The organism is Massilimicrobiota sp. mt181 (assembly GCF_055420065.1).
On sequence record NZ_JBVAYN010000015.1, the window covers coordinates 18,534 to 43,233 of the forward strand.

Here is a 24,700-nt window from a genome sequence, read left to right on the forward strand (position 1 = left end):
TTTCTTTTTATTTATATTTATGATGTTTATTCCTAATTTACATTTTTGAAATCGCCGCAATGTCATCACCCTCTCACTCAAATAAAAAAACGCCTCTGGATTATTCCAGAGACGTATATATACGCGGTACCACTCTAGTTGTTAGATATTATATCTAACCCCTCTTCCCTTTAACGCAGGTTACGTTCCATTATACTCTTATTTCCAATGGACTCTCACAGGTGCGTTTCATTCCTTTCCACTTAGTAGCCTTCCACTCTGTACTACCTCGCTTGAAGCGTTCAAGAAATTACTTTTCCTGATCAGCGATTTGTTTGAATATGCGTTTATGATACATGGATGTTTTTATTTTGTCAACATTAATTTTTATTTTTTCAAAATTTAATAAATATTTTTATGAAAATGCAAACTTATTATCAATTATTCTTGATGTTATATAAACAAAAAAGCAGATTATACTGCTTTTATAATGATATCAAATAAGCTATGAGTATAGATAATACGATCAAAAAAACTCCTAAACTTATAAAAATAATTGCAACTATTGATTGACGTTCTGGTACTTTTTCAACATAAGCCATTTGAGGTTTCAAAGGATTATAATACACAGATAAATTTGAACCCATTGGCCACATATATTGCGCATCATTTTGTCCCATTCTACCACCAGAAATAGACAAATAATCATTTTTCGTCACTTGAACAGATGGCTGACCATTTCTTTTCCAGCTTTTCATCAGATATCCACGAAAAGTCCTAACTTTCTTATAAGTTTCTCCAAATACACGATACTCAACAATGGGCACAATCACGCCATTGCCCCTATAACAATAATCAACAACAACGCCATGTGTCATCTCTTGGCAAAGTTTTATTTTTCTTTTCTGCAATAATGCCAAAATAACTCCAACAATCAAAAATATGAGCCCCAATCCTCCGATAATTAAAAAAACGAGTAATGCTATTTGTTGTTGTGTCATTATCATCATTTCCCCCTTCTTTTATGAATTAACAATAAAATGAAAAAACAACGAGTTTTTCAAACTTATTTACGTTTTAACCACAATAAATATTCTTTATTTGCATGAGGATCATCACTTATAAATTTAGCCCATTGATACTGATGAATATGTTGTGCACATACAGGAAGATACGACTGATATTCATTGATTCTTTTGATCAACATTGGTTCACAATCATCAATCCCATATAGTCTGACTGTGGCTGTTAATTCATAGAAAACCAGTCCTATCGCATGTGTTTCTACATGTACCGTTCCACACGCCTGCCCAATAGCATGACATAAAGCCTGATCTGATACATCTGTGATGTCTTTAGCCATTGCATGTGCTGCAAGTATCGCCTTTTTAGCTTCGGGCATTTTGATATCCCCTCTTGCCCATTCACGTGTTTTTTCAATCGCAGTCGTAGGGCGATGATCGTCAGGGTATTTATTTTGTAATGTCAAAGCAATTTCTTCAGCAAATTTCAATGCCCATAAAACCAGAGTCTGATGGGATTGTTTTCTGATATTTACTAATAAATCCTGTAAACAGGCACTTTCTCTTGAAAAAAGAATTTGATTTTTTCTTTTCCATTTATCCTTCACATCTGTCAAATCAATACGATCCACTTTGACTCCCTGCCTTTCAAATCATTATTATAATAGTTATGTTCATGGATTTCTATATCATAACCCTATATTCTGTTATCAAAACCAATATAAAAGAGCAATTCCGTAGAATTGCCCTCGATTTAAATAGCTTTTGTTATGTTATATCCTTCTTGGATGGCATCTTTAATATTACCAACTTGGTGTGCATCACCAATCATATGATAGCTGACTTGTGCTGCTTTGAACATATCTTCCAATGCTGTATCTGGTTGATAACCACAAGCGAAAACAAGCGTATCGGCATCATCAATAGTGTGTTCAATACCATTTTGGATATAAGTTATCTGATTTTCAGTGACTTTTGTCACTTTGGCATTCACTTGAATATGAACACCTTTTTTCATCAATCTTTGAACAAGCAAAGAGCGTCCTGGTCCAGATTCCTGAAGCATAATCTCATGATCCATTTCAATCACAGTAATATCACGATTTCTAGGGAAACGATCATTAACTAAAGGTGCTAAATAATCTGCCAATTCACAACCAACTGAACCTCCTCCAATAATCACAATCTTTCTACCTGGGAATGCTTTTCCTGATAGAATATCATCCGCACTCATCCATTGTTGAAATGCTGTCAAATGATGAGGAATGATTGGTTTCGCACCAGTGGCAGCGATGACTTCATAATCCTGATATTCCTGTTTTAACATATCTAAAGTGATTGTTGTTTGCAAACGAATATCGACATCAGCCTGTTGTAAACGATGTTGCATCCATTTGATGACCTGACATAAATCCTGTTTCCCAATAGGAACACTGGCAATTCTTAATGCTCCACCCATTTCTGCTTCTTTTTCACATAAGACAACTTCATGTCCGCGTTTTTTTGCGATATAGGCTGCTTCCATTCCAGCTGGTCCTGAACCAATAACAAGAACTTTCTTCTTTTGTTCTGCCTCAGTTAATGTTTCCTCATTTTCCAAAGCAAATGAAGGATTCATTGTACAAGCTATTGGTTTGCCAAACATAATACCATTAAGACAACGCAAACAACCAATACATGGACGAATATCTTCAGGTTTTCCTGCTTGTGCTTTCATAGCAAACTCAGGATCACAAAGATTAGCACGACCAATCATACAGGCATCTGCTTTATGATTGGCAATAAGCTCTTCAGCAAGCCATGGTTCTGTAATACGTCCTACTGTTGTCACTGGAATAGACACATATTTTTTGATTTCAGCAGATAAAGCACTATGTGATCCCATTGGTGTTCCTGGTGCTGGAATTGAACTTCCTCTTGCAATTGTTGTTCCACCAGAAACATGTAACATATCTACCCCTTGAGCTTCTAATTGTTTAGACACATAAATCATATCATTAAGATTGAGACCGCCATCACTATATTCATCACCTGAGATACGCACATCAATGATAAAATCTTTTCCACAGGCTTGTCTCACAGCTTCAACAACTTCCAAAGTTAATTTTAGACGTGCATCTAGATTTCCACCATATTCATCTGTACGCTTATTATACTGTGGTGATAAAAATCCTCCTAATAATCCATGGGCATGTGCAGCATGAATTTCAACACCATCTCCACCAGCCTGCTGAACTCTTTTGGCTGCATCAGCAAACTGTTGAATAATAACTTTTAGCTCTTCTTTTGTGACAGGGCGTGGTGCTGATTTTGCATAGTAAGGCCCAACATGTGATGGTGCAATAAGCTGAGGTGTTCCTGGAATAGGAAAAGCCATGTAAGCAGGATGAAATAACTGTGGTAATATTTTGGCTCCATATTCATGAACACCATCAACGAGTTTCTTCCAGCCTTCAATAAATGAATCATCATAGATAGACATATCCCCAGGTAAATAAACATACGTTGGTTCCACTGTCACAACTTCTGTTACGAAAAGCCCTACACCACCTCTAGCTCTTGCCTTATAATGCTCAACCAGTTCATCTGTCACATAACCTTTATTTCCTAAATTGGTTGAAAGTGGTGGCATAAAAATACGATTTTTGACTGTTTGTGTTCCTATCTGAATAGGTTCGAATAAATGTGGGTATTTCATATTATCAATCTCCTATTCAATTCCATTAGCTGCTAGATATCCTTCTTCAATCGCATGATTGATATCTGCTGCTTTATCATGGCAATCTCCTACAACATGCACTTCAATACCTTTTTCTTCTAATAATGATGTATCAAAAGTATTAGGTTTTGCTCCTACAGCCATAACAACATAATCACAAGGAATAGAAACTTGACCATCTTCGTTCTCTGCTTCAACATGATTTCCTGTAATAGCAGTAACTTTTGTTTTCACATATTGTTGTACACCATGTTTTTCAAAATCTGCCATCATTGTTGGTCTAACAGTTGTAGATTCTTCTTTGGCAATCGTATCCATCATTTCTACAATTGACACATCTGCTCCCATTTGTGCTAGCATTTCTGCTGTCTCTGCACCTACTAGACCTCCACCAATGACAACGACTTTACCACTTGGTAATTGTTCATGATTTAAAACTTTCCATGCATCATAAACATGTGGTAAATTAGCGCCATCAATAGCAGGCATGATATTAGAAGCTCCTACTGCCACAATCACAACATCAGGGTTTTCTTCTAAAACACATTGTGCACAAACTTCATGTCCTAATCTTAAATCAATATCTAATTCTTTCATTTCATTTGTTAAATAATGAAGTCCTCTATTCATTTCATATTTTCTTGGTGGCATGGCAGCAATATTTAACTGACCACCTAATGTTGTTTCTTTTTCAAATAAAACAACATGATGTCCTTTTTCCTTCGCCACACGTGCTGCTTCCATACCTGCTGGTCCACCACCTACAACAACAACTTTTTTCTTGTTTTGAGCTGGTGTGATGACTCTGACATATTCATAACCATTTTCTGCATTTAAGACACAGCTTAAGAATTGTCTGTTTTGAATAGCATCTGTACACCCTTTGTTACACATCATACAATGACGAATACGTGAGATGTCACCTGTTTCTAATTTCTTCACATAATCCGGATCAGTTAATAAAGAACGTCCTAAACCAATAATATCACAGACACCATTTTCAATTAATGATTCACCATTTTCAGGTGTTAAAATACGTCCTACTGAAGAAACAGGAATTGACACAGCTTCTTTAATTTGTTTTGTATAATGAGACATAAAACAATAAGGTGTTGTTCCCATAGCTGGAATCGTATCATTCATATTTCCGGTATGATTCGCCTGCCCTATATGAATCATATCTACACCAGCCTGCTCTAATCTTTTTGCAAACTCAACAGCTTCTTCAATTAACAAACCACCTTTACCACGTAATGTTCCATCTGGGTTCACAGTAATCACAGGCAATTTATAATCAATACAAATATCAGGTGCACTTTCTTTAATAATTTTTACAACATTTAAAGCAAATTGAATTCTGTTTTCAAATGCCCCTCCATATTGATCCTGACGATGATTTAAAATTGTTGAACATAAAGATCCAACCAAACGATCTCCATGTACTTCGATAACATCAACACCAGCCTGATAAGCACGTTTCACACAGGCACCCATTTTCTCTAAAATATTATTTAATTGTTCTTCAGTGACTTCATCAATATAATGCAACATATCATGATGTAATTTAGCACGCGCTGCCTGCATATCTCCTTTTTTAAATAACTCAGCTAAAGCATCCACATCATATTCAGGATGGAATAATTGGATACCTAACTTACAATCATATTCATGTAAAGCATCAGCCAATTTTTTATATGCTTCTATTTGTCCATCATGGAATAATTTTGGTGTTGGTGAAACTGTATTCACTGGAGCAACATCTCCTAAAACAATATAAGCGACTCCTCCCTGAGCTAATCTCTTATAAAAATGAAAACTTTGTTCACCAATAGATCCATCTCTTTCTTCATATCCAGTTGTCATTGGTGGAAACATAATTCTGTTTTTTAATGTGATTTTTCCTACTTGAATGGGTTCTAATAATTTCATACTTTTCTCCTTTTCTTCATCATTTCATCTCGCCCTTATGATAACACTTACAAATATATAAAACATACTCTTTTCAATAAAAAACATATACTTTTTCGTATATGTTTTTTATTTCACAAGTTCCCATTTCTATAAAATGAGAAACTCTATTCTTCTATTTTACATTTTAGGTGTTCTGATAGCTTTTTTATAATCTTTAGGACTCACACCTACAATTTTTTTAAATGTTTTTGATAAATGATAGGCAGATGAGTAACCGAGTTCCTGTGCAATCTCTGTGACACTTCGATCAAACATCAGACGTTTTTGTGCATATTGAATTTTCTGCTGATGAATATATTTTACAGGTGGTATGTCCAAAACACTCATAAATGCCTTATATAAGACACTTGTAGAAACACCTAAAGTCTGCGCTATTTCTGTGACACGAATAGATTCACATAAATGATCTTGAATGTATTGGATAGCTTCATTCACCAGCTGGATATAAGGAGATTCAACAATTTCTATAGAATGATCTTGACCTCTTTTTAATTGAGCTCTTGTCATTTGAACAAGTAATCGGATTAATGCTGAAGTAATAATACTTGAATATCCCAGCTCTTTTCTTTGAGCTTCCAAATATAAACGATCAAACATTTCTGTATAATCAATTTCATATGCCTCTATAACATGACCATATTTCATTAACAAGGAAAGAAAGGCATGTTTTAAGTAAGCTGGTTCAATATCAAAATGAAAGTAGTAATAAGCATAACGATCATAACCCTCATTAATAGATGTATTTAATTGAAATGGCTCAATAATTAAAAAACTTCCTGGAGGACAGATATATTTCTTATCACCCACAATGGTAGTAGAACCGCCTTCTTTATAATATACAATTTCTATATCATTGGAAATGTAACTGGCTTTGGTATCTTTTTGACTCTGCCATAAACCAAAATTATTAATCTGAAACGTCATCTTTCCTAATAAATCAGTCAATTCGTCGCTTTCAAATTGTGAATATTGTGTTTGCGTTTCAATATACATACAATCACCTTAATTCTTTATAAAACCAATCATTTTCAGTTATGAGAATGGACTCTAATTTCTTGAATATCAACATTATCAAAAGTCATTTCATCACTTAAATCATAAACAAGTTGACTCAACACATAATATCCACCATTGATATAAATCTCAAAAATATGATAATCATAATAGATTTCTAAATTATATTGTTGATTTAATTTTGGTGTTGCATTGATCTGACATACTTTCTCATGAACAATAGATACTTGTTGGCGATCACAAACAAGGCAATCATTCTCAATATAGAGTTTCATACCTCCAAAATTGATATAGCTTTGATCATTGCATTGTACATGCATATAAAATGGTTGTTTTAAATGAGCTTGTTTTACCTTCTTGTTAAAATATTTTTGAACATGCGGATGGATAGATTGATAAATATGACCCTGATGACAAGTCAAATGTCTTGGTAAAATATACAATCCTGTCCATGGTTCACCTTTGACTGGCTCACGCATACGCATCCATCCTAACATTGTACGTTGATGATTTTCATCTAAAAATGTTTGCGGTGCATAAAAATCCAAACCATAATCCAGATACATATAATCACCCTGCTTGGTGATTGTCATCGTTTCCTCATCAAAGCTTACAGGCATAATAACAGCATTGCTGTCAGGTTGTGGTGGCTGATTGATATGTTCAGGTGAGAAAATCATAAAATATTGTCCATCAATTTCAAATAAATCCGGACATTCCCACATATCTCCAATACGATCATCTAAAAAGCGATTCTTATATGTAAAATGAACAGCATCTTCACTTTCATATAATAAAACTTCTCCACTATATCCTGTCTCACTTGGAACTTTGCTGCCTACAATAAGAGCATATTTACCATCCTTCATTTTCCAGACTTTAGGATCTCTTGTATGTCTGACATCCCCTAATGTTTCATCTTCTATAACATCAATAATCTTTTGTTTTCCATCTTTATTATCAAAATGGAATCCATCATCAGATATCATTAATGCCTGTGATGCAATTAAATCATCATCACTGTATTGAATATGCACATATTCAGGATTTTCTTTCGCATAACGAATAGCTGTATAATAAAGATATAACTTTCCATCTTTTTCAATAGCTGAACCCGAAAAGCAGCCATTATGGTCATAAAGTTTTGATGGATATAAGGCAATGGGATAATGTTGAAAATGAAGAAAGTCTTCAGTTGTCGCATGTCCCCAATGCATGGTTCCCCAAAAATTCTCATATGGAAAATGTTGATAAAAAATATGATACTTTCCTTGATAATAAATTAAACCATTGGGATCATTAATCCAATGATAAGGGGCTGTAAAATGTATTTTTGGTCTCATGATATTATCCTCCTTATATGTATCATAACATTTTTTAAGATGATGACAAAGATTTTAAGATGTTCATTTTGCATAAAATGATATAAAATAAAAATAAATAAAGAAAGAAGGTGTTTATTATGTTGCAAGCTCTAGCAAGTGATATCGATCGTACTTTATTTTTTCATGAAAGAAATCCTCATATTTCTGATGAAGATTGCGAGGCTATTCATAACTATCAAAGTCATGGACATCTCTTTGGTTTATGCAGTGGACGTCCCTATCAGGGTGTTGTTCAATTATTTGAAAATATTCAGCCTGATTTTTATATTATCACCAGTGGTGCTTTGATTTTAAATCGTGATTATAACATTCTTTATAAACAAACAATTCTAGATACAACCATTCATCAACTCTATCAGCAATATCATCATCAATCTATCATTATTATTCACTCTGATGATTATCAAACATATAAAACACAAAAAGAATTTCCTGATGATGAGTGTCTCTTATTTTCTAATATTTATGATATTAAACATTCTGTTCTAGGAATATCTCTAGTTTTTCACGATGAAGAAATAGCATATCAGCAAACACAAAAAATCAATCAATTCTATCCAGTCATTGAAGGATTTCAAAATACTGATTCCATTGATATTGTTCCTCGTGGATGTTCTAAAGGTGCTGCCTTACAAAAGATCAAGGAATATTATCAAATCACAAGCTTAGCTGGTATTGGTGATTCCTATAACGATTTGCCTATGCTGACAAATGTTGATATTCCTATCACTTTTGTAGATGCCCCTCAAACATTAAAAGATATTGCCCAGTATCATGTGCATAGTGTTGCTGAAGCGATTGCCTGTTTAAAACATAATCACAAAATAGAATTATGATTTCTTGTTTATTGGTTTGACAAAATATATCTCTTTTATTATGAGAGATATATTTTTTATATGATAAATTTTTTTCATGAAAATAGAAGTTCATATCTTTTTTTCTGCATATTTTTTCTATTTCATAAAAACATATAGCTTTGTATATATTGTTTTCTATAATAAAGGTATCAAAGCAAAGGAGTGAAAAAAATGAGTAAAATCGTATTTATTGATGTTGATGGAACATTATTAGACTATGAAAACAAATTACCTGAATCTGCTGCCATTGCCATCCAACAAGCTCGTGCCAATGGGCATAAAGTGTATATCTGCACAGGAAGAAGTAAAGGTGAAGTCTATGACTATATTTGGAATATTGGATTAGATGGGATGATTGAAGGTAATGGAAGCTATGTAGAACATCAAGGACATGTTGTGATGCATCAACTTATTACATTGGAACAATGCCATCATATTGTTGATTGGCTGAAATCCAGACATTTAGAATTTTATCTTGAAAGTAATAATGGTTTATTTGCAAGTGAAAATTTTGAAGAAAAAGGCAATCCTGTTATTAAGGAATATTGTAAAAGAAAAGGAAAAGATAACGCTGATGAGTTAACAGTTCGTGATATCTTCCCTGATATGATTTATGGTGGAGAATTATATCGTGATGATTTAAATAAAGTCAGCTTTATTTTAAATAGTTATCAAGATCATTTGGATTCTATTAAAGAGTTTCCTGATTTAAAAGCAGGTACTTGGGGAGGAAAAGGAGAAGTTGCTTTATTTGGTGATTTAGGTGTTAAAAACATTACTAAAGCTCATGCAATTGATGAACTTCTGAAATATCTTCATGCCAGCATAGAAGATACCCTCGCCTTTGGTGATGCTAAAATTGATATTCCAATGTTGGAATATTGTCATGTTGGTGTAGTCATGGGTAGTGGTGGTGACGAAATCAAAGCTATGGCTGATTATGTTACTGACGATGTTGATCAGGATGGTCTATATAATGCCTTTGTACATTTTGGACTCATCGAAGGCGATAAATTTCCAACAAAATAGATAATCAAAACTATGAAATGATAATTATAGTCAATAAGAATGATATAAGATTTTAAGGATTAAGTTAAGGTACTGGTTCAATTGAAAATTGGTACCCTTTTAAAAATATCAAAATAATTGATTCATCTTACTTTTTTAGATGAACTTATTTTAGATGACCAATAAAAAAGGACGCATTCATTAACGTCCTTTGTACTTCAAATAGAGTCTCTATCTTCATAACTCTTCAATTATTTGGTGTGTGATTGCACTCACAATAATCTAGATTCCAGTAATTGTATACCCTTTGTCATTATAGATGTTCATTCACATTAACTCTACTTTATGACATCTTCTTTTATTGTGCTTTTAAATAATCAATTACTTCATCTAATGAATCAACAATTTTTGTCACTTTTTCAACAAACTGAGGTTCTGGATATTTCATATCAGGGACACAAATCACATCAATATGTCCGTCATGTGCTGCTAAAATACCAGCTTCACTATCTTCTAAAACCAAAGCTTCATCTGGTTTTACATCCAGTTTTTGACATGCTGTTAAAAAGATTTCTGGATGAGGTTTACCATGAGTCACTTCATCTCCACAAATTGTATCATCAAAATATTTTGTTAAATCTGCATTTTTTAAGATTTCATCAACACGTGTTCTCCCACTTGATGTTGCCACAATTGTTTTATAATTATTTGCTTTTAAGTATTCTAGTAATTCTACTAACCCTTTCTTTTTAGGAACATATTGTCTTAAACTTTCATCAATCCATACATGAACATCATTCCAGACTTCTGTCATAGGAAAGTCTTCTCCATAATGATCAATAAACACCTGACAAATCCCCTGTTTATTTTTACCCAAGCAATTTCTATAAAGCTCTTCTGTAAAATCATAGCGACCTAATTGCTCTAACTTCTTGACATATTCATTATATGTTACCCTTTCGCTATCAATCATTAGTCCATCCATATCAAATATAACTGCTTTTTTCATACTATCCCTCACATTCTTTTTTCTCATTTTATCATATTCCTATCTTTTTCTAAAGAAAAAACCATCATGAGATCATGATAGTTCAGTCTGTAAATTCTTTTTCATAAATGAACGGAATGCAAAAGTATTTGTTATTGTTGTAATCAAATCTGACAATGGTTCAGCTAACATAACAGCAAAGACGCCATTTGGAATCAAGAGTGGTAAAATATAAATCAAAGGAATCAATAAAATAATCTTTCGATAAAATGCAAAGAAAAACGAACGTTTTCCAAATCCCAAGGATGTATATGTTTGCTGATATGTAGAGTTAGCACCCATTATAATAAAACCAAAGATATAAATTCTTAACATTTGATTTGAAAGCTCAATAAGTTGAGGTTCGTTTGCAAATAGACGAACAAAGAAACCAGGTAATAATTCCATCAACAAAACACCGATAACAGAATAAATCAGTGAAACTTTAATAGCCAAAGAAATTGTTTTTTTCACACGATCATAATTTTTAGCACCATAATTATAACTAATGATAGGTTGTGTTCCTTGAGCAATTCCTTCCATTGGTAACTGTAAAATCTGATTCATTGATAACATAATGGTCATAGCACTTACAGCTATATCCCCACCAAAAAATAATAATTGTCGATTAAAAGAAACCTGCAAAACACCTTCTGTAGCATTCATAAAGAATGGTGAAAAACCTAATCCTACAACTTTTTTCATTATCTCTAAATCAAGTTTCATATGTTCTTTTTTTATTTTAATTGTTGTCTGTTTTCCCCATAAAAATTTCATAACCCAAACACATGAAACAAACTGTGAAATCACTGTTGCAATAGCAGCTCCAGCTACATCCATATGAAATACAAAAATAAATATAGGATCTAAAATAATATTCAAAATACCACCAATAAGTAATGTTAACATTCCATATTTAGTATATCCTTGAGCATTAATAAAATAATTTAAGCCTACACTTAACTGAACAAAAATAGTTCCTAAACTATAGATACGCATATAATCCATAGCATAAGGTAAAGTATTTTCACTTGCTCCAAATAAAGTTAAAATTTGGGCTCCAAAAAATTGTAGAATAAGCATAATAATAATTGATGAAATAATTAAACTAGAAAAACAATTTCCTAATATTTTTTCAGCCAATTCTGGTCTTTTTTCCCCAAGACGAATAGATGCCAATGGAGCACCTCCACGTCCAAAAAGATTAGTAAAGGCAGTAATAATTGTAATGACTGAAGTACATAGCCCAATTCCTGCAATTCCTAATGCTCCATCAGCTAATCTTGCAATATAAATGCGGTCAACCGTATTATAAATCAATGTTGCTAATTGTGCTAAAATTGCAGGTAATGCCATAGAGAAAAGTAATTTTGATATTTTTTCATTTTCTAATCGTTCATTCACCATGACCACCTCCTAGATTATGATAAATCTTCTGTAAAACTTCATGATAGGTAACGATTTCATCCAAAGAAAGATCCTGAAATGACATTTGATTAAAAGAATGTTGAATATTTTGGATGTCCTTAACAATATTTTGAGCTTCCTTTTCAACACGCAAAACATTACAACGTCTATTTTGTGGATCTGGATTTCTACTAATATATCCACGTTTAACTAATTTTTCAATAGCCATTGAGACATGACTTTTCGAAATGCCTCTGACTTTAGCTATATCTTGTGCATACTGATATTCAGGGTTATTAGCTAAAAAAGCCAATACATCAACTTCAATTTGACTAATATTATACTTTTTTAATAATTCCTCAAATAACGAATTATATTTTTTAATAATAAATGTATGCATGCCTAAACTAAAATACTTCTTATCACCTTGTCTCGTATGAACAATCATATGTGGCGCCTCCTATTGTTCGTTTTTGAACAGTTACATAATAAACCGTTTATGATAATATGTCAATAAATTATTATGAATTTTACTTAATATTTTATCAAGTACATTCTTTGACTTTTGAAGTTGAAATTGATATATTGAAAATGGTGATAAAAATGCATATATATGATATAGAAGTTATGAATAGTTACAATCAAAAGGAAAAGTTATCAAAATATAAAGGGCAAGTTTTATTGATTGTCAATACAGCTACAGAATGTGAATTTACCGAACAATATGATCATTTAGAAGACCTTTACGAAAAATATCATGAACAGGGATTTACGATCTTAGACTTTCCATGTAATCAATTTGGTGAACAAGCTCCTGGGACAATGGAAGAAATCATGTCCTTTTGTGCTGATACATATGGTGTGAGCTTTCCTCAATTCAAAAAAATTGATGTTAATGGTCCTTTAGAATCTCCTGTTTATACATATTTAAAAGAGCATCAAAAACCAGGTTTATCTCAAAGAATAGAATGGAACTTTACTAAATTTCTATTAGATCGTGAAGGTCACGTCATTGAAAGATTTGAACCATTAGTGACACCCTATGAAATTGAAAATCATATCATTGAACTTCTTTAAAAATACATTTTTTACAATTAAATATAAAGATAAAAAAATTCACTCATATGATAACGGGTGAATCTTTTTTATCTAGTAATTGTCTATATATTTTTTCATCTTCTTCTTTAAAAACATTGAAAATCACTTTTTCAATTGTTGAATGTTTAAGATAATTCTGTACTGTTGCAACAGCAATCTGAGCTGCTCGATTATGAGGGAAATGAAAGACTCCTGTTGAAATACAACAAAACGCTATGGATTTAACTTGATATTGTTCAGCGAGTCTCAGACAGCTTTCATAGCAAGATGCAAGCAACACCTCATCCTTATGAGTGACAGTTCCTCTTATTATCGGTCCTACTGTATGTAAAATATATTGAGAAGGTAAATTATAAGCCTTTGTGATTTTAGCTTGACCTGTAGGTTCCAAGTAACCTTGTTGCTGCATCAAGTGATGACAATCATTTCTTAACTGTACACCTGCATAAGTATGAATGGCATTATCGATACATTGATGACCTGGCACAAAGCATCCTTCCATCTGATTATTGGCAGCATTGACAATAGCGTCAACCTTTAATCGTGTGATATCTCCACGCCAGATAATCATTTGATCAATCTTATCTTCAAAAGAGACAATTCCTTTCTTCATATTTTCTTCCTGCAACATTTCATCTTGAATACTTAAAAACTCCTGTGAAACTTCTCCAGCTTCTCTCACATTGACCAAAGCACGATACAAATCAAATAAATCTTGATGTTCTTCTGGAATATCAATTTTCATATTTTTTTCATCTAATAAATATTGAACTAGAAAAGTTAATCTTTCAATCTGATTCATTCTCTTTCCCCATTTCTTCCCATAATTTTATAAGTGTATCATGAATACCACTATCTATTAATATGGATTGTTTTTGAATATTCTTAGGACAATAAACATCATTTAAATTCATATTGGCATAGATTGCTTTTTTATTTTGATGTACATAATTCCAAAAAGGATACTTAATAATAACTGGTGTATTACCTCCAACCCCTAATTCCAGATAAAGGACTTTGGAATGTTGATGTTTCTTTAGAAACTCTTCATAACGTGATAAGGCCTGATGCCATCCCATATCTTGCACAAATGTCTGATCACATCTTAAATTCATAGTCATGGGGGCTCCACATTTTGGACAATAAGGAATTAAAGAAGAAGGAATTTTCATATCTTCTTGTTGATGAAGCATTTCAATGACAATATCTTGATTATCATAAGTTTGTTGGTGACAAGCCTTAGAGCATTGCCATAAACCATAATCTCCTTGAGTGTAAAACAGTCTTTTTTTATCAAAACCATTCTTTTGAAATTGATGATCCACATTCGTTGTAATCACAAAATAATCTTTATCTTTGACAAGTTGCCAAAGCAATTGATAAGTGTTGAATGGGGCATCTACATAACGATTATAATAAATATGTCGAGACCAATATGCCCAATATTCTTCTAAAGTTTGATAAGGATAAAAACCAGCTGAATACATATCTTGTAAATGATTGCGTTCAATAAAATCCGCAAAATATTTTTCAAATCTTTCACCAGAATATGTTAGACCTGCAGCAGTAGATAGTCCTGACCCTGCTCCAACAACAATAGCTTCACATGTCTGAATAGCCTTAGTCAACTTCTTTATGGATATAGTATAATCATCAACAAACATATCAAACACCTACCTTCTCAATAGCTTTCACTGGACACACTTCATAGCATTTACCACAATGCAAACAATGATTTTGTTGAATCATAACTGGTTTGACACTGATATCTATACATCTTTGTGGACATACCTGATAACACTTTTGACATCCTATACATTGATCTGTCACTTGATATCCTTGCCTTGATATTTCTTTGCCGACTGAAAAACTTTGTCTGAAAATAGGTTTTTGGCTTAAATCAAAATACTCACCTTGACATTCATATATTTGAAAGACTTCCAAAGCATCTCTTGACTCTAAATGAGGATAAATTTGATTCATATAAGCATTCTTTTCAAAAATATCTTTCAATTTTTCATGACCTATATTTCGAACGCGACCATTTAATGAAATCGCTATAGAAGACATCGTATCCTCACCTTTTAATCCTGTTAAAGCAATGTTGGGATGACTCATCAATCTTTGATAAAATGATTTCCCTCTAGCCGTTAAAAAATAAAGCGTTTCATCTTCTAAAAGCATTAAATCAATAGCACAAGTATAAGGAATCCCTTGACTATCAACAGTTGCTACAATAACTGTATGAATTTCTTCCTGTAAAATTTTTAATATTTCATGTGTCGTCATAACAGCCTCCCAGTTGTAATAATCATCATTACATTTTATATATGAAATATAACCTGTTTTATTGTAATGTCAATCATTACAACTTAATTTATTAAAAAATGCCAAAAATGGCATTTTCTAATCTTCTTTAATTCCCTTCATATAAGGATTTGTATATAAAGAATAAACAAGTTGCACACACATCACACACCATATAACTGGTTCACAGAATATAACAGCCATATATTCAAATTGAGGAATAAAGAGGAATGCAAAGATAACTTTTCCCACAAATTCAATAACACTTGATATAAGTGGCAATAATTTCTGTCCTAAGCCCTGCAGAGCATAACGTGTCTGCATCAAAATTCCTAAGATGGCATAAAATGGACCAACAATTGTTAAATAGAGTGTTCCATTATCTAAAACAACACTTTCACTAGATCCTGAAATTAATTTCACAAGACTTGAACCAAACAACAAAATAATAACTGTCACAATTGCTGCCATCACAACATCATAAATATATGCATATCTCATGGCTTTTTGGATTCTTTCTCTCTGATTTGCTCCACGATTTTGTGATACGAAAGTTGATATAGCTAAAGCCATAGCAGTAAAAGGCATATTGAAGAACATATAGAGCTTTCTAGCAGCCGTATGTCCCGCAATAATCAAATATCCTAAATTATTAATACCATATTGTAGAATCACTGATCCAGCAGAGACAATACTACTCATAAATCCCATGGAGAAACCTTGTCCTAGTAATTCTTTATATAAATCTTTATCTACCTGAAAATGTTTCTTTGATGGTAATAAAATCTGTGTTTTCTTAATCATATAAATGATGCACAAAACAACAGAGACACCTTGAGAAATCACTGTCGTAACGGCTGCACCCTGAATTCCCATTTGAAAAGTTGTAATAAATAAAATATCTAATACAACATTCAGTAATGATGAAACAATTAAGAAAACAAGTGGCATCACACTGTTTCCAATAGCTCGCATTAAACCAGCGCATAAATTATATGCAAACATAACAATAATAAATAAAACAATAACTGAAATATAACTATATGCTTCTTGAATAATATCTACAGGTGTATTTAAAATCTCTAATAAAGGATATAAACCAATCATTCCAATAGTCGTTAAAACAACGGATACAACAATTCCAATGACTATGGAGCTAGCTACTGATTTCTTTAACAATTCTCTATCAGAAGAACCAAAGCTTCTGGCAGTCACTATGGCTAAACCATTTCCAATTCCTAAAGCAAACCCAACAAGTAAATCATATATTGAAGTACATGATCCAATAGCAGCTAGAGATACATCTCCCAAATAGTTTCCAACAACCATTGTATCTACAGTATTATATAATTGTTGAAAAATATTGGAAACAAACAAAGGCAATGCAAAAGTAATCAATGATTGAAAAATAGGTCCATGTATTAAATCAACATCAGCCTGAAAGAACTTCTTTTTCTTGACATTATCCATCACTCTTCACTTCCATTTCTACTCAGTGACATTTTTATTGATAATATCAACTAATGTAAAGATACCATCTTCATATTCATACTTTAAAATACAGCAATTATAGAATCTTTCTTTCTTTTCAACTTTTGCATATTTTTCCCAGGCACGATAAAACTGGGCACAAGCTCCTCCATGAGAAACAGCCAAAACAATCTGATGATCTTCCTGATTCATAATGTCAGTTAAAGTCTTAGACATTCTTTCTCTAACTTCCATTTCTCCTTCTCCACCATATGCTTTAAAGAAATCTCCATAAGGTAATGGTGGATTTAAACATTCATCTTTTCCTTCAAAAACACCAAAATTCCATTCTTTTAATCCTTTCACTCTTGTATAAGGCATTTGATAATCTGTCACAATTTCTAAAGTATCACAGGCTCTTTCTGCTGTTGAAGAATAAGCATGATCAAATTGAATCTTATTATCTTTAAAATATTCTCCTGCAATTCTTGCCTGTTTAATTCCTAATGGTGTTAATGGTGCATCACACCATCCTTGAATTTTATGTTGTAAATTAAATAATGTTTGTCCATGTCTCATTAAATAAAGTGTTTTTTTCATTTTTCTATTCCTCCCTGATGATTTGATTGTACAATATCTTTTAATGTTATTTTTGGATGACGATATCTTGCTGAATGATTCTTATCAATCTTTAAATCAATCGCAAGAAATGGGCAATTTTGAACACATGCCAAGCAGAAATCACATGTTTTAGAAATCCTTTGAGCTTTTCCATTGACCATTTTGATATTTCCAATTGGGCAAACCTGTTCACAAATGCTACATCCTACACACCTTAATGTCATTTGAATTGTTTCGCCATTATTCAGCTCAGGATGCAAAGCAAATCTTTGGCTGACCATCTGATAAGCTTCTATGCCTTCCTGTGTTGGTTGGGGAATGCTTTGTTGACGCTCGTCTATTTTCTTTTTGGCTTTTTGAATTTGCTCATCGACATGTTTATTCATGGCCATCTGTTCATCCATATCAAATGAAGGTAAATAATTGTCAACCATCAAAACTGTTTGAATAAAGTCAACTTTTATTCCATGATTTCTACAAAACTTCTCACTCCATACACCTGCAACGCTGTCTTTATTTCCATATGTTAACAACATATAAAAGTAAGATGTATCAAACTTTGCTTTTTCTATAAAACGTCTGACTGTCTGAGGTAATTCTCCAGCATATATTGGAGCAACAATACCAATTTTATCATCTTTATACTCAAGATTTTCTTTTTTTAATTCTTGTGGAATACTGTAGACATTATCTTCTATTTGTCTTGCGACATACAAACAGTTTCCTGTTGCAGTATAGTAAAAAATCATCCTCTTCACCTTCTTTCAGCATTTATTTTAAGTGTTTTTATAAAATTTGTACAATATCAATATTGAAATCTGCTATAATGAAATAGAATAGTGAGGTATCAAAATGATTGAACTAGAACAACTTATACATTTAATAGCCTTTGATGAATATGAAACTTTATCAAAAGCTGCTGAACAATTACATATTTCTCAACCTGTATTAACACGCTCAATGCAAAAACTAGAAGAAGAATTGGAAGTTCCTTTATTTTATCGTACAAAAAATAGAATTCATTTCAATGAAACTGGGCTACTTGCTGTTAAACATGCCAAAAGAATTGTCAGTGATGCAAAAGATATGAAAAAGCAACTGATAGAATTTGACCGTAAATTGCATACATTTTCTATTGGTTCCTGCGCTCCAGCACCATTGCAATATCTGGGTCAAAAAGTTTCTCAATCCTATCCTCAAAAAACTATTTTAACAGAGATTAGAGATATGAATGTCTTAATAACTGGTTTAAAAGAGAAGACATACACGATGATTATTATGCCTTATAGTATTGAGGATGAACAAATCGAAAGTATTTCTTTCATGAAAGAAAATCTCTTCTTTTCTTTACCAAAATCACATCCCTTCATTCATAAAAAAGCCATTTCTCTTAAAGAAATGGATGGTGAAAGAATGTTATTGATGTCTAACATTGGATTCTGGCATCAGATGCACAAAGAAAAAATGCCAAACACCAAGTTTTTAATTCAAAATGATCGCAGTGTTTTTTATGATCTTGTGGAACTTTCCACCTTACCATCATTCACATCTGATTATGTGATGAAAACAGAACAAATGCCTCAAAACAGAGTCATTATTCCTATTGAGGATGAAGCAGCCCATGCTACATTTTACTGTTGGTATCTGAAAGAAAATGAAGTCACTTTAAAATCATTACTTTATCAATTATAAAAAATCTAAAGCCTAGAATATCATTCATCTTAAGCCTTAGATTTTTTTATTTTATATATCATTTACTGAAAATAGAGTTTATACAATTATTCTATTTCTATCAGTTCATATTCACGTGTTCCAACTCCTAAATCAGCTGCTGCTTCAATAGTATGAACTCCATGTAATGATTCGATTCTTTGTATCAATGCTTCTTTCCCTTGATCATCTGATTGATAAACCAAATCCAGACATGCCTGATCTACTGCAACAGGATCAAGACTTGCAAGAATACCAATATCTTTCATGCATGGTGGTGCTGCATGTCCATCACAATCACAGTCTACTGATATGTTCTTCATCACATTCAAATAGACAGCATTACCTTTAAAGTAATCTACAACACTTGAGGCTGCATCTGCCATCGCTTCGAGAAAACGATCCTGCTCAGGTAGATTATCAAATAAAACATATTGATCATCTGTCACTCCGGCTGTATGGATTAATGTCTTTCCTGCTGATGAGGCACAACCAATAGAAAGTTGTTTCAATGCTCCTCCATAACCACCCATAGCATGTCCTTTAAAGTGTGATAAGACCATCAATGAATCATATTTAGCTAAATCTTTTCCAACATAATTTTTCTTTAAGATTTTTCCATTAGGGATATCCAGTTCCATATCTGGTCCTGTTTCATCCAACAAATCAAATGGAAAATACTTTGTCCATTCATGTTCTTCAATAAGCTTCTTATGCTTTTCTGTTGTATTTCTAGCTCCTGCATAGGCAGTATTGCATTCTACAACAGTCCCATTGACATGTTTGATGACATCCTGCACGAATTCAGGTCTTAAATAGTTCTGATTGCCTTTTTCACCAGAATGCATTTTCACTGCAACTTTGCCTTCCAGTTTTTTCCCTAAAACTTCATATGCTTTGATCAAGTTTTCTGGTGTGATATCTTTAATAAAATAAACTTTTGCTTTTTCCATATCAAAGCCCTCTTTAGAACCTATAACTTGTTGTATTCTTCATTAGTAACAGGTTCTAACCATTCATTAGAGGCACCTTCTGCAGGTACACTAATAGCAATATGAGAAAACCAGCTATCTTTTGCAGCTCCATGCCAATGTTTCACTTCTGGTGGAATATCTACAGTATCACCAGGTTTTAATTCTCTGGCAGGTTTTCCCCATTCCTGATACCATCCTCTTCCATCAGTCACAAGTAAAATTTGTCCACCTTTATGATGAATATGCCAATTATTTCTACATCCTGGTTCAAATGTCACGTTGCTGACTGGTAAACTTTCAGCTAGTGGGGCCAAATAACTTTGACCAATAAAATATTGAGCAAATGCAGTATTTTCAGTTCCAATTGGGAACAATGTTTTTACATCTTTCATTATATAACCTCCTATCTGCTCTTATTATATAACGTGTCTTTTCAAATATCTAATACTTAAATTTCATCATTAACAATGCTTAAAAAGCATTAACATTGTCTAATAAACTGATTAAAGATTTCCTGCATTTTTTTATCTGTTGCGCACATACCTTCAGGATGAAATTGAACGGCTGTCACAGGTAAAGATGTATGTTCAATCGCTTCAATAATTTGATCATCACTCCATGCGACTGCTTTTAAATTTTCACCTAACTGATCAATGGCCTGATGATGAAAGCTGTTCACATATCCTTTATCTTGAAAAATAGGATATAAAAAACTATTTTTTTCAACTTTCATTATATGGCTTGCACATTCTTTTCTTTCTTTTTGAGAATGTAAGAAAGTTTTCTGTGGAGCATAGGAAAGATCTTGATAAAGCGTTCCGCCAAAAGCGACATTGATGACTTGCAATCCACGACAAACACCAAAGATAGGCAGTTTCTTTTGGGCACATGCCTGAATAAGAGCTATTTCATATAAATCTCTAGGATAATCTGTTTCCCCTAATAATGGCTGTGGTTCCTGATTATAAACCAACGGATTGACATCACAACCCCCAATAACCATTAAACCATCTATAGATTCAATTTGCATTTCAATATCTTCTACAGGAATGGGTGGTAATAAAACAGGAACAGCTCCCGCTTCAATCATTCCATGTAAATAATCATGATTAATGAAATGAACGTATTTATCATTTTGTAATTCTTCACTACATGTTATACCTATTCTTTTTTTCATATCTCGTCCCCTTTTCATATGTTTATGCCAACTAATATAACATAATATATGCGTTTTTCAAACTTTTTGACATCATAAAAAAGAATCAGCTTTTCAACTGATTCTGAATGTTTCTATTTTTCAAAATGTGCAGCAACTTTTTGTAAATCTTCAATGATAGGTAAATGTTGTGGACAAACAGATTCACATTGACCACATCCAATACATTCACTAGCTTTACCAAATGTTTTTGTAAGATTAGCATAATATTCACCTTGAGGTGTCCATCCTTTTTCTTCCACTTCCTGTAAATCTGCATTATATAAAGAGAAATATTTAGGAATAGCAATATGCATTGGACAACCTTCTGTACAATATGAACATCCTGTACATGGAATCGCAATTGTTGAGTTAATCATGTCTACAGCTTTATATACCAATTGATATTCTTCCTCATTTAATGGTTTCATATCTTTCATATATGAAATGTTATCTTGTAATTGTTCCATATTTGACATACCACTTAAAACCATCATGACATTATCAAGACTTGCTGCAAAACGAATAGCCCAAGAAGGAACGGACATATCTGGATGATAATCTTTATACATCTTTTCAACTTCTTCTGGAACTTTCGCAAGAGTTCCACCTTTGACTGGTTCCATGACAATGACTGGTTTATGATATTTAGTTGCAACTTCATAACATTTACGTGATTGTACACCAACACTATCCCAATCCAAGTAATTGATTTGTAATTGAACAAATTCAAATTCTGGGTGTTCCTGTAAAACTTTTTCTAATAATTCAGGACCATCATGGAAAGAGAATCCAATCTTTTTCACTAAACCTTGTTTTTTCTTTTCTTGAATCCAAGTAAAACAATCTAATTGATTATAAATTTCAATACTATGTGTATTAATATCATGAAGTAAATAATAATCAAAATATTCTACACCTGTTTTCTTCAACTGTTCATTAAAGATTTTATCTCTATCTTCTTTTGTTTGAATAAAACCAGAATGTAATTTTGTAGCTAGTGTATAGCTCTGACGATCATGACGTTCTACCAATGCTTCTCTTGCAGCATTTTCACTATTAAAACCACAATACATCCAAGCGGTATCAAAATATGTAAAACCATTATCAATAAAAGTATCAACCATTTTCTTCACTTGTTCAATATCAATCTTTGAAGGATCATTTTCATCAAGTGATGGTAGTCTCATTAATCCAAAACCAAGTTTTTTTGCCATAATTTTTCCTCCTATTCATCATCATGCTTATTATACACTCTAAAGTTAACTCGAGGTCAAGTTAATTTTTTTTCATTTTTATGCTATATGTCCACTACTTAGCCCTTCATTTTTTTCATTAATTGGTAACCATGCTAGCACATGTTCAATATATCGATCCCAAAAATCCCATTCATGTGCCCCTTTTCCTTCTTCATATGTCACTGAAATATCATGAGCTTTAAGGAAGTCACGATAATCTCTATTTTCTTTGATCAAAGGATCATCTACACCACATGCCATATACATAGCTGGAATATCTTTCTTATCTAACTTCTCAATCAAAGCTTTATAATCTTTATCGCTTCCTTTGAGTTCATCAAGATTTCCAAAAACGGATGTCAAATAACTTCTTTTATACATATATGGAACATCATCTCCATCTTTTGCATTCACAAAAGTATCAATCAATAAAGCTGAAGATAATCCTGCAATATAGCCAAAAGTCTGATGATATTTCAAACCATTAATGATGGCTCCATAACCACCCATTGATAATCCTGCAATAAAAGTATCTTCTCTCTTATGAGAAAGAGGAAACATAGCTCTGGTGATTTGAACGAGTTCTTCTCCAATAAATTGTGAATAATATTCATGAGAGTTTTCATTATCTACATAAAATTTATTTTCTCCTGAAGGCATAATCACAGCCAAATCATGATCCTGTGCCCATCTTTGAATACGTGTCCCTGATACCCAATCTGTATAATTACCAAATATCCCATGAAGTAAATACAAAGTTTTTAATTTCTTTTGTGGCTGATTTGAATTTTTATCAACTGGGATAATCGCATTAATTGTGACTGTTCTCATTAACTTCTCTGATAAAAAATCAACTTGTACAAGTGCCATTGTTTTATTCCTCCTTTATGCCAAAATACTTTTGAAATGCTTGAACAATCCCTTGATGTTCAACATCATCTGTGACATATTCTGCAACCTTCTTCAATGGATTCACAGCATTTCCCATTGCAATACCATGTCCAACCAGTTCAAACATTTCAATATCGTTAATGCCATCTCCAAAAGCATAAGTATTGTCTTGAGAAACTCCTAGCTTTTGATACAAATACTGACATGCCGTTCCTTTTTTGTAGCCCTTATGATAAACATCCATACGAATTAATCCTTGATCATAGGCAACCATAGTCATATCATTTTCTAATTCATGGTATGCATTCCATAATTGATCAACCGTTTCAAACAAAACACAACAACTGATGGATTGTATATCTTGAGGTTGAAATTGTTCTATAACACCATCCGGTTTTTGATCAGTCCCCTGGAACATTATACGATGTTTTTTAACTAATTCATCTTCGATACAGCTACACCATTCCTGATGACGTCCATAAAACATTGCACGACCATGATATTTCTGATAGACTTCCATCTGTTTTTGAATCTCTGATAAAGTCATCATATCATCAATGAGAACTTGATCATCATAAACAATGTAATGACCATCACTGAAAATATAGCCATCAAAATGAATATCTTTTAAACCATCAGGAATCACACCTCTTGCTGAAGCAATAATAATTTTATTTCCTTGTTGTTGAAATTGTTTCAATACTTTTTTTGTCTCTTTATCAGGTTCCATCATCCCATTTTGTGCATTGATTAAAGTTCCATCAATATCAAAAAAGGCCATTTTCATCATGATTATCTCCCCTCTTA

25 protein-coding genes and 1 other annotated feature are annotated in these 24,700 nt (G+C 32.6%); of the genes, 4 read left to right on the plus strand and 21 right to left on the minus strand.

The features are described from left to right. Window positions 1-104: 104 nt before the first annotated feature. Window positions 105-315 (minus strand) — a binding site (T-box leader). A gap of 149 nt (window positions 316-464) precedes the next feature. The 6 genes from ACZYT4_RS09380 to ACZYT4_RS09405 all read right to left on the minus strand — a co-directional run bounded on the left by ACZYT4_RS09380 (window position 465) and on the right by ACZYT4_RS09405 (window position 8,048). Next, the gene (locus tag ACZYT4_RS09380) at window positions 465-986 is read right to left on the minus strand and encodes a DUF3592 domain-containing protein (RefSeq protein ID WP_463785011.1); all 522 of its coding nucleotides are present in this window, start codon (window positions 984-986) and stop codon (window positions 465-467) included. Between the two features lie 59 nt (window positions 987-1,045). Then, window positions 1,046-1,633: a putative immunity protein gene (locus ACZYT4_RS09385; RefSeq protein ID WP_463785013.1), complete on the minus strand. Its 588-nt coding sequence runs from the start codon at window positions 1,631-1,633 to the stop codon at window positions 1,046-1,048. A 122-nt stretch (window positions 1,634-1,755) separates the two neighbouring features. Beyond that, window positions 1,756-3,699, minus strand: a complete 1,944-nt coding sequence (locus ACZYT4_RS09390) for an oxidoreductase (RefSeq protein WP_463785015.1) — start codon at window positions 3,697-3,699, stop codon at window positions 1,756-1,758. Window positions 3,700-3,711: 12 nt separating this feature from the next. Beyond that, window positions 3,712-5,649: a bilirubin reductase, long form gene (gene bilR, locus ACZYT4_RS09395; protein ID WP_463785017.1), complete on the minus strand. Its 1,938-nt coding sequence runs from the start codon at window positions 5,647-5,649 to the stop codon at window positions 3,712-3,714. A 159-nt stretch (window positions 5,650-5,808) separates the two neighbouring features. Then, a complete protein-coding gene (locus tag ACZYT4_RS09400; RefSeq protein ID WP_463785018.1) occupies window positions 5,809-6,684 on the minus strand; it encodes a helix-turn-helix domain-containing protein in 876 nt (291 codons plus the stop codon). A gap of 35 nt (window positions 6,685-6,719) precedes the next feature. Beyond that, the gene (locus ACZYT4_RS09405; RefSeq protein WP_463785020.1) at window positions 6,720-8,048 is read right to left on the minus strand and encodes a glycoside hydrolase family 32 protein; all 1,329 of its coding nucleotides are present in this window, start codon (window positions 8,046-8,048) and stop codon (window positions 6,720-6,722) included. A gap of 119 nt (window positions 8,049-8,167) precedes the next feature. Here ACZYT4_RS09405 and ACZYT4_RS09410 point away from each other — a divergent pair, with 119 nt between their 5' ends. Both ACZYT4_RS09410 and ACZYT4_RS09415 read left to right on the plus strand, forming a co-directional pair. Further along, on the plus strand, window positions 8,168-8,926 hold the full coding sequence (locus tag ACZYT4_RS09410; protein WP_463785022.1) for an HAD family hydrolase: 759 nt from the start codon (window positions 8,168-8,170) through the stop codon (window positions 8,924-8,926). A gap of 192 nt (window positions 8,927-9,118) precedes the next feature. Next, the gene (locus ACZYT4_RS09415) at window positions 9,119-9,976 is read left to right on the plus strand and encodes an HAD family hydrolase (RefSeq protein WP_463785023.1); all 858 of its coding nucleotides are present in this window, start codon (window positions 9,119-9,121) and stop codon (window positions 9,974-9,976) included. Window positions 9,977-10,313: 337 nt separating this feature from the next. Here ACZYT4_RS09415 and ACZYT4_RS09420 read toward each other — a convergent pair whose 3' ends face one another. The 3 genes from ACZYT4_RS09420 to ACZYT4_RS09430 form a co-directional block, all read right to left on the minus strand. Next, on the minus strand, window positions 10,314-10,964 hold the full coding sequence (locus tag ACZYT4_RS09420) for an HAD family hydrolase (protein ID WP_463785024.1): 651 nt from the start codon (window positions 10,962-10,964) through the stop codon (window positions 10,314-10,316). Between the two features lie 72 nt (window positions 10,965-11,036). Beyond that, window positions 11,037-12,389, minus strand: a complete 1,353-nt coding sequence (locus tag ACZYT4_RS09425; RefSeq protein ID WP_463785026.1) for an MATE family efflux transporter — start codon at window positions 12,387-12,389, stop codon at window positions 11,037-11,039. Beyond that, the gene (locus ACZYT4_RS09430; RefSeq protein WP_463785028.1) at window positions 12,379-12,837 is read right to left on the minus strand and encodes a MarR family winged helix-turn-helix transcriptional regulator; all 459 of its coding nucleotides are present in this window, start codon (window positions 12,835-12,837) and stop codon (window positions 12,379-12,381) included. The genes ACZYT4_RS09425 and ACZYT4_RS09430 overlap by 11 nt, the downstream gene beginning before the upstream one ends. A 155-nt stretch (window positions 12,838-12,992) precedes the next feature. Here ACZYT4_RS09430 and ACZYT4_RS09435 point away from each other — a divergent pair, with 155 nt between their 5' ends. Further along, window positions 12,993-13,466: a glutathione peroxidase gene (locus ACZYT4_RS09435; protein WP_463785030.1), complete on the plus strand. Its 474-nt coding sequence runs from the start codon at window positions 12,993-12,995 to the stop codon at window positions 13,464-13,466. A 43-nt stretch (window positions 13,467-13,509) separates the two neighbouring features. On the opposite strand, the gene ACZYT4_RS09440 is transcribed toward ACZYT4_RS09435, so the two are convergent. The 6 genes from ACZYT4_RS09440 to ACZYT4_RS09465 all read right to left on the minus strand — a co-directional run bounded on the left by ACZYT4_RS09440 (window position 13,510) and on the right by ACZYT4_RS09465 (window position 18,634). Then, window positions 13,510-14,289, minus strand: a complete 780-nt coding sequence (locus ACZYT4_RS09440) for a protein-ADP-ribose hydrolase (protein WP_463785032.1) — start codon at window positions 14,287-14,289, stop codon at window positions 13,510-13,512. Continuing rightward, window positions 14,276-15,151, minus strand: a complete 876-nt coding sequence (locus ACZYT4_RS09445; RefSeq protein ID WP_463785033.1) for an SIR2 family NAD-dependent protein deacylase — start codon at window positions 15,149-15,151, stop codon at window positions 14,276-14,278. The genes ACZYT4_RS09440 and ACZYT4_RS09445 overlap by 14 nt, the downstream gene beginning before the upstream one ends. 1 nt (window position 15,152) lies before the next feature. Continuing rightward, window positions 15,153-15,776 carry a 4Fe-4S binding protein gene (locus tag ACZYT4_RS09450; RefSeq protein ID WP_463785035.1) on the minus strand — a complete coding sequence of 208 codons (624 nt, stop codon included), beginning with the start codon at window positions 15,774-15,776 and terminating at the stop codon, window positions 15,153-15,155. A gap of 117 nt (window positions 15,777-15,893) precedes the next feature. Continuing rightward, window positions 15,894-17,264, minus strand: a complete 1,371-nt coding sequence (locus tag ACZYT4_RS09455) for an MATE family efflux transporter (protein WP_463785037.1) — start codon at window positions 17,262-17,264, stop codon at window positions 15,894-15,896. Window positions 17,265-17,282: 18 nt separating this feature from the next. Beyond that, window positions 17,283-17,864: a histidine phosphatase family protein gene (locus tag ACZYT4_RS09460; protein ID WP_463785038.1), complete on the minus strand. Its 582-nt coding sequence runs from the start codon at window positions 17,862-17,864 to the stop codon at window positions 17,283-17,285. After that, window positions 17,861-18,634 carry an EFR1 family ferrodoxin gene (locus ACZYT4_RS09465; protein ID WP_463785040.1) on the minus strand — a complete coding sequence of 258 codons (774 nt, stop codon included), beginning with the start codon at window positions 18,632-18,634 and terminating at the stop codon, window positions 17,861-17,863. The genes ACZYT4_RS09460 and ACZYT4_RS09465 overlap by 4 nt, the downstream gene beginning before the upstream one ends. 103 nt (window positions 18,635-18,737) lie before the next feature. Here ACZYT4_RS09465 and ACZYT4_RS09470 point away from each other — a divergent pair, with 103 nt between their 5' ends. Continuing rightward, on the plus strand, window positions 18,738-19,577 hold the full coding sequence (locus ACZYT4_RS09470; protein WP_463785042.1) for a LysR family transcriptional regulator: 840 nt from the start codon (window positions 18,738-18,740) through the stop codon (window positions 19,575-19,577). A gap of 86 nt (window positions 19,578-19,663) precedes the next feature. Here ACZYT4_RS09470 and ACZYT4_RS09475 read toward each other — a convergent pair whose 3' ends face one another. The 6 genes from ACZYT4_RS09475 to ACZYT4_RS09500 all read right to left on the minus strand — a co-directional run bounded on the left by ACZYT4_RS09475 (window position 19,664) and on the right by ACZYT4_RS09500 (window position 24,683). Then, complete coding sequence (locus tag ACZYT4_RS09475; RefSeq protein ID WP_463785044.1) at window positions 19,664-20,548, minus strand: DUF362 domain-containing protein; 885 nt, start codon at window positions 20,546-20,548, stop codon at window positions 19,664-19,666. 20 nt (window positions 20,549-20,568) lie between these two features. Next, a complete protein-coding gene (locus ACZYT4_RS09480; RefSeq protein WP_463785045.1) occupies window positions 20,569-20,961 on the minus strand; it encodes a cupin domain-containing protein in 393 nt (130 codons plus the stop codon). An 89-nt stretch (window positions 20,962-21,050) separates the two neighbouring features. Further along, window positions 21,051-21,746: a gamma-glutamyl-gamma-aminobutyrate hydrolase family protein gene (locus tag ACZYT4_RS09485; RefSeq protein WP_463785047.1), complete on the minus strand. Its 696-nt coding sequence runs from the start codon at window positions 21,744-21,746 to the stop codon at window positions 21,051-21,053. A 113-nt stretch (window positions 21,747-21,859) separates the two neighbouring features. Next, complete coding sequence (locus ACZYT4_RS09490) at window positions 21,860-22,981, minus strand: aldo/keto reductase (protein WP_463785049.1); 1,122 nt, start codon at window positions 22,979-22,981, stop codon at window positions 21,860-21,862. 78 nt (window positions 22,982-23,059) lie between these two features. Further along, on the minus strand, window positions 23,060-23,872 hold the full coding sequence (locus tag ACZYT4_RS09495) for an alpha/beta hydrolase (protein WP_463785051.1): 813 nt from the start codon (window positions 23,870-23,872) through the stop codon (window positions 23,060-23,062). Window positions 23,873-23,876: 4 nt separating this feature from the next. Continuing rightward, the gene (locus tag ACZYT4_RS09500; RefSeq protein ID WP_463785054.1) at window positions 23,877-24,683 is read right to left on the minus strand and encodes a Cof-type HAD-IIB family hydrolase; all 807 of its coding nucleotides are present in this window, start codon (window positions 24,681-24,683) and stop codon (window positions 23,877-23,879) included. Between the last annotated feature and the right edge of the window lie 17 nt (window positions 24,684-24,700).

Excerpts from the sequence above, each read along its gene's own strand:
- ACZYT4_RS09380 (WP_463785011.1), bottom strand. The coding sequence starts at position 986 with ATGATAATGACACAACAACAAATAGCATTACTCGTTTTTTTAATTATC.
- ACZYT4_RS09390 (WP_463785015.1), bottom strand. The coding sequence starts at position 3,699 with ATGAAATACCCACATTTATTCGAACCTATTCAGATAGGAACACAAACA.
- bilR (WP_463785017.1), bottom strand. The coding sequence starts at position 5,649 with ATGAAATTATTAGAACCCATTCAAGTAGGAAAAATCACATTAAAAAAC.
- ACZYT4_RS09400 (WP_463785018.1), bottom strand. The coding sequence starts at position 6,684 with ATGTATATTGAAACGCAAACACAATATTCACAATTTGAAAGCGACGAA.
- ACZYT4_RS09405 (WP_463785020.1), bottom strand. The coding sequence starts at position 8,048 with ATGAGACCAAAAATACATTTTACAGCCCCTTATCATTGGATTAATGAT.
- ACZYT4_RS09410 (WP_463785022.1), top strand. The coding sequence starts at position 8,168 with ATGTTGCAAGCTCTAGCAAGTGATATCGATCGTACTTTATTTTTTCAT.
- ACZYT4_RS09415 (WP_463785023.1), top strand. The coding sequence starts at position 9,119 with ATGAGTAAAATCGTATTTATTGATGTTGATGGAACATTATTAGACTAT.
- ACZYT4_RS09420 (WP_463785024.1), bottom strand. The coding sequence starts at position 10,964 with ATGAAAAAAGCAGTTATATTTGATATGGATGGACTAATGATTGATAGC.
- ACZYT4_RS09425 (WP_463785026.1), bottom strand. The coding sequence starts at position 12,389 with ATGGTGAATGAACGATTAGAAAATGAAAAAATATCAAAATTACTTTTC.
- ACZYT4_RS09430 (WP_463785028.1), bottom strand. The coding sequence starts at position 12,837 with ATGATTGTTCATACGAGACAAGGTGATAAGAAGTATTTTAGTTTAGGC.
- ACZYT4_RS09435 (WP_463785030.1), top strand. The coding sequence starts at position 12,993 with ATGCATATATATGATATAGAAGTTATGAATAGTTACAATCAAAAGGAA.
- ACZYT4_RS09440 (WP_463785032.1), bottom strand. The coding sequence starts at position 14,289 with ATGAATCAGATTGAAAGATTAACTTTTCTAGTTCAATATTTATTAGAT.
- ACZYT4_RS09445 (WP_463785033.1), bottom strand. The coding sequence starts at position 15,151 with ATGTTTGTTGATGATTATACTATATCCATAAAGAAGTTGACTAAGGCT.
- ACZYT4_RS09450 (WP_463785035.1), bottom strand. The coding sequence starts at position 15,776 with ATGACGACACATGAAATATTAAAAATTTTACAGGAAGAAATTCATACA.
- ACZYT4_RS09455 (WP_463785037.1), bottom strand. The coding sequence starts at position 17,264 with ATGGATAATGTCAAGAAAAAGAAGTTCTTTCAGGCTGATGTTGATTTA.
- ACZYT4_RS09460 (WP_463785038.1), bottom strand. The coding sequence starts at position 17,864 with ATGAAAAAAACACTTTATTTAATGAGACATGGACAAACATTATTTAAT.
- ACZYT4_RS09465 (WP_463785040.1), bottom strand. The coding sequence starts at position 18,634 with ATGATTTTTTACTATACTGCAACAGGAAACTGTTTGTATGTCGCAAGA.
- ACZYT4_RS09470 (WP_463785042.1), top strand. The coding sequence starts at position 18,738 with ATGATTGAACTAGAACAACTTATACATTTAATAGCCTTTGATGAATAT.
- ACZYT4_RS09475 (WP_463785044.1), bottom strand. The coding sequence starts at position 20,548 with ATGGAAAAAGCAAAAGTTTATTTTATTAAAGATATCACACCAGAAAAC.
- ACZYT4_RS09480 (WP_463785045.1), bottom strand. The coding sequence starts at position 20,961 with ATGAAAGATGTAAAAACATTGTTCCCAATTGGAACTGAAAATACTGCA.
- ACZYT4_RS09485 (WP_463785047.1), bottom strand. The coding sequence starts at position 21,746 with ATGAAAAAAAGAATAGGTATAACATGTAGTGAAGAATTACAAAATGAT.
- ACZYT4_RS09490 (WP_463785049.1), bottom strand. The coding sequence starts at position 22,981 with ATGGCAAAAAAACTTGGTTTTGGATTAATGAGACTACCATCACTTGAT.
- ACZYT4_RS09495 (WP_463785051.1), bottom strand. The coding sequence starts at position 23,872 with ATGGCACTTGTACAAGTTGATTTTTTATCAGAGAAGTTAATGAGAACA.
- ACZYT4_RS09500 (WP_463785054.1), bottom strand. The coding sequence starts at position 24,683 with ATGATGAAAATGGCCTTTTTTGATATTGATGGAACTTTAATCAATGCA.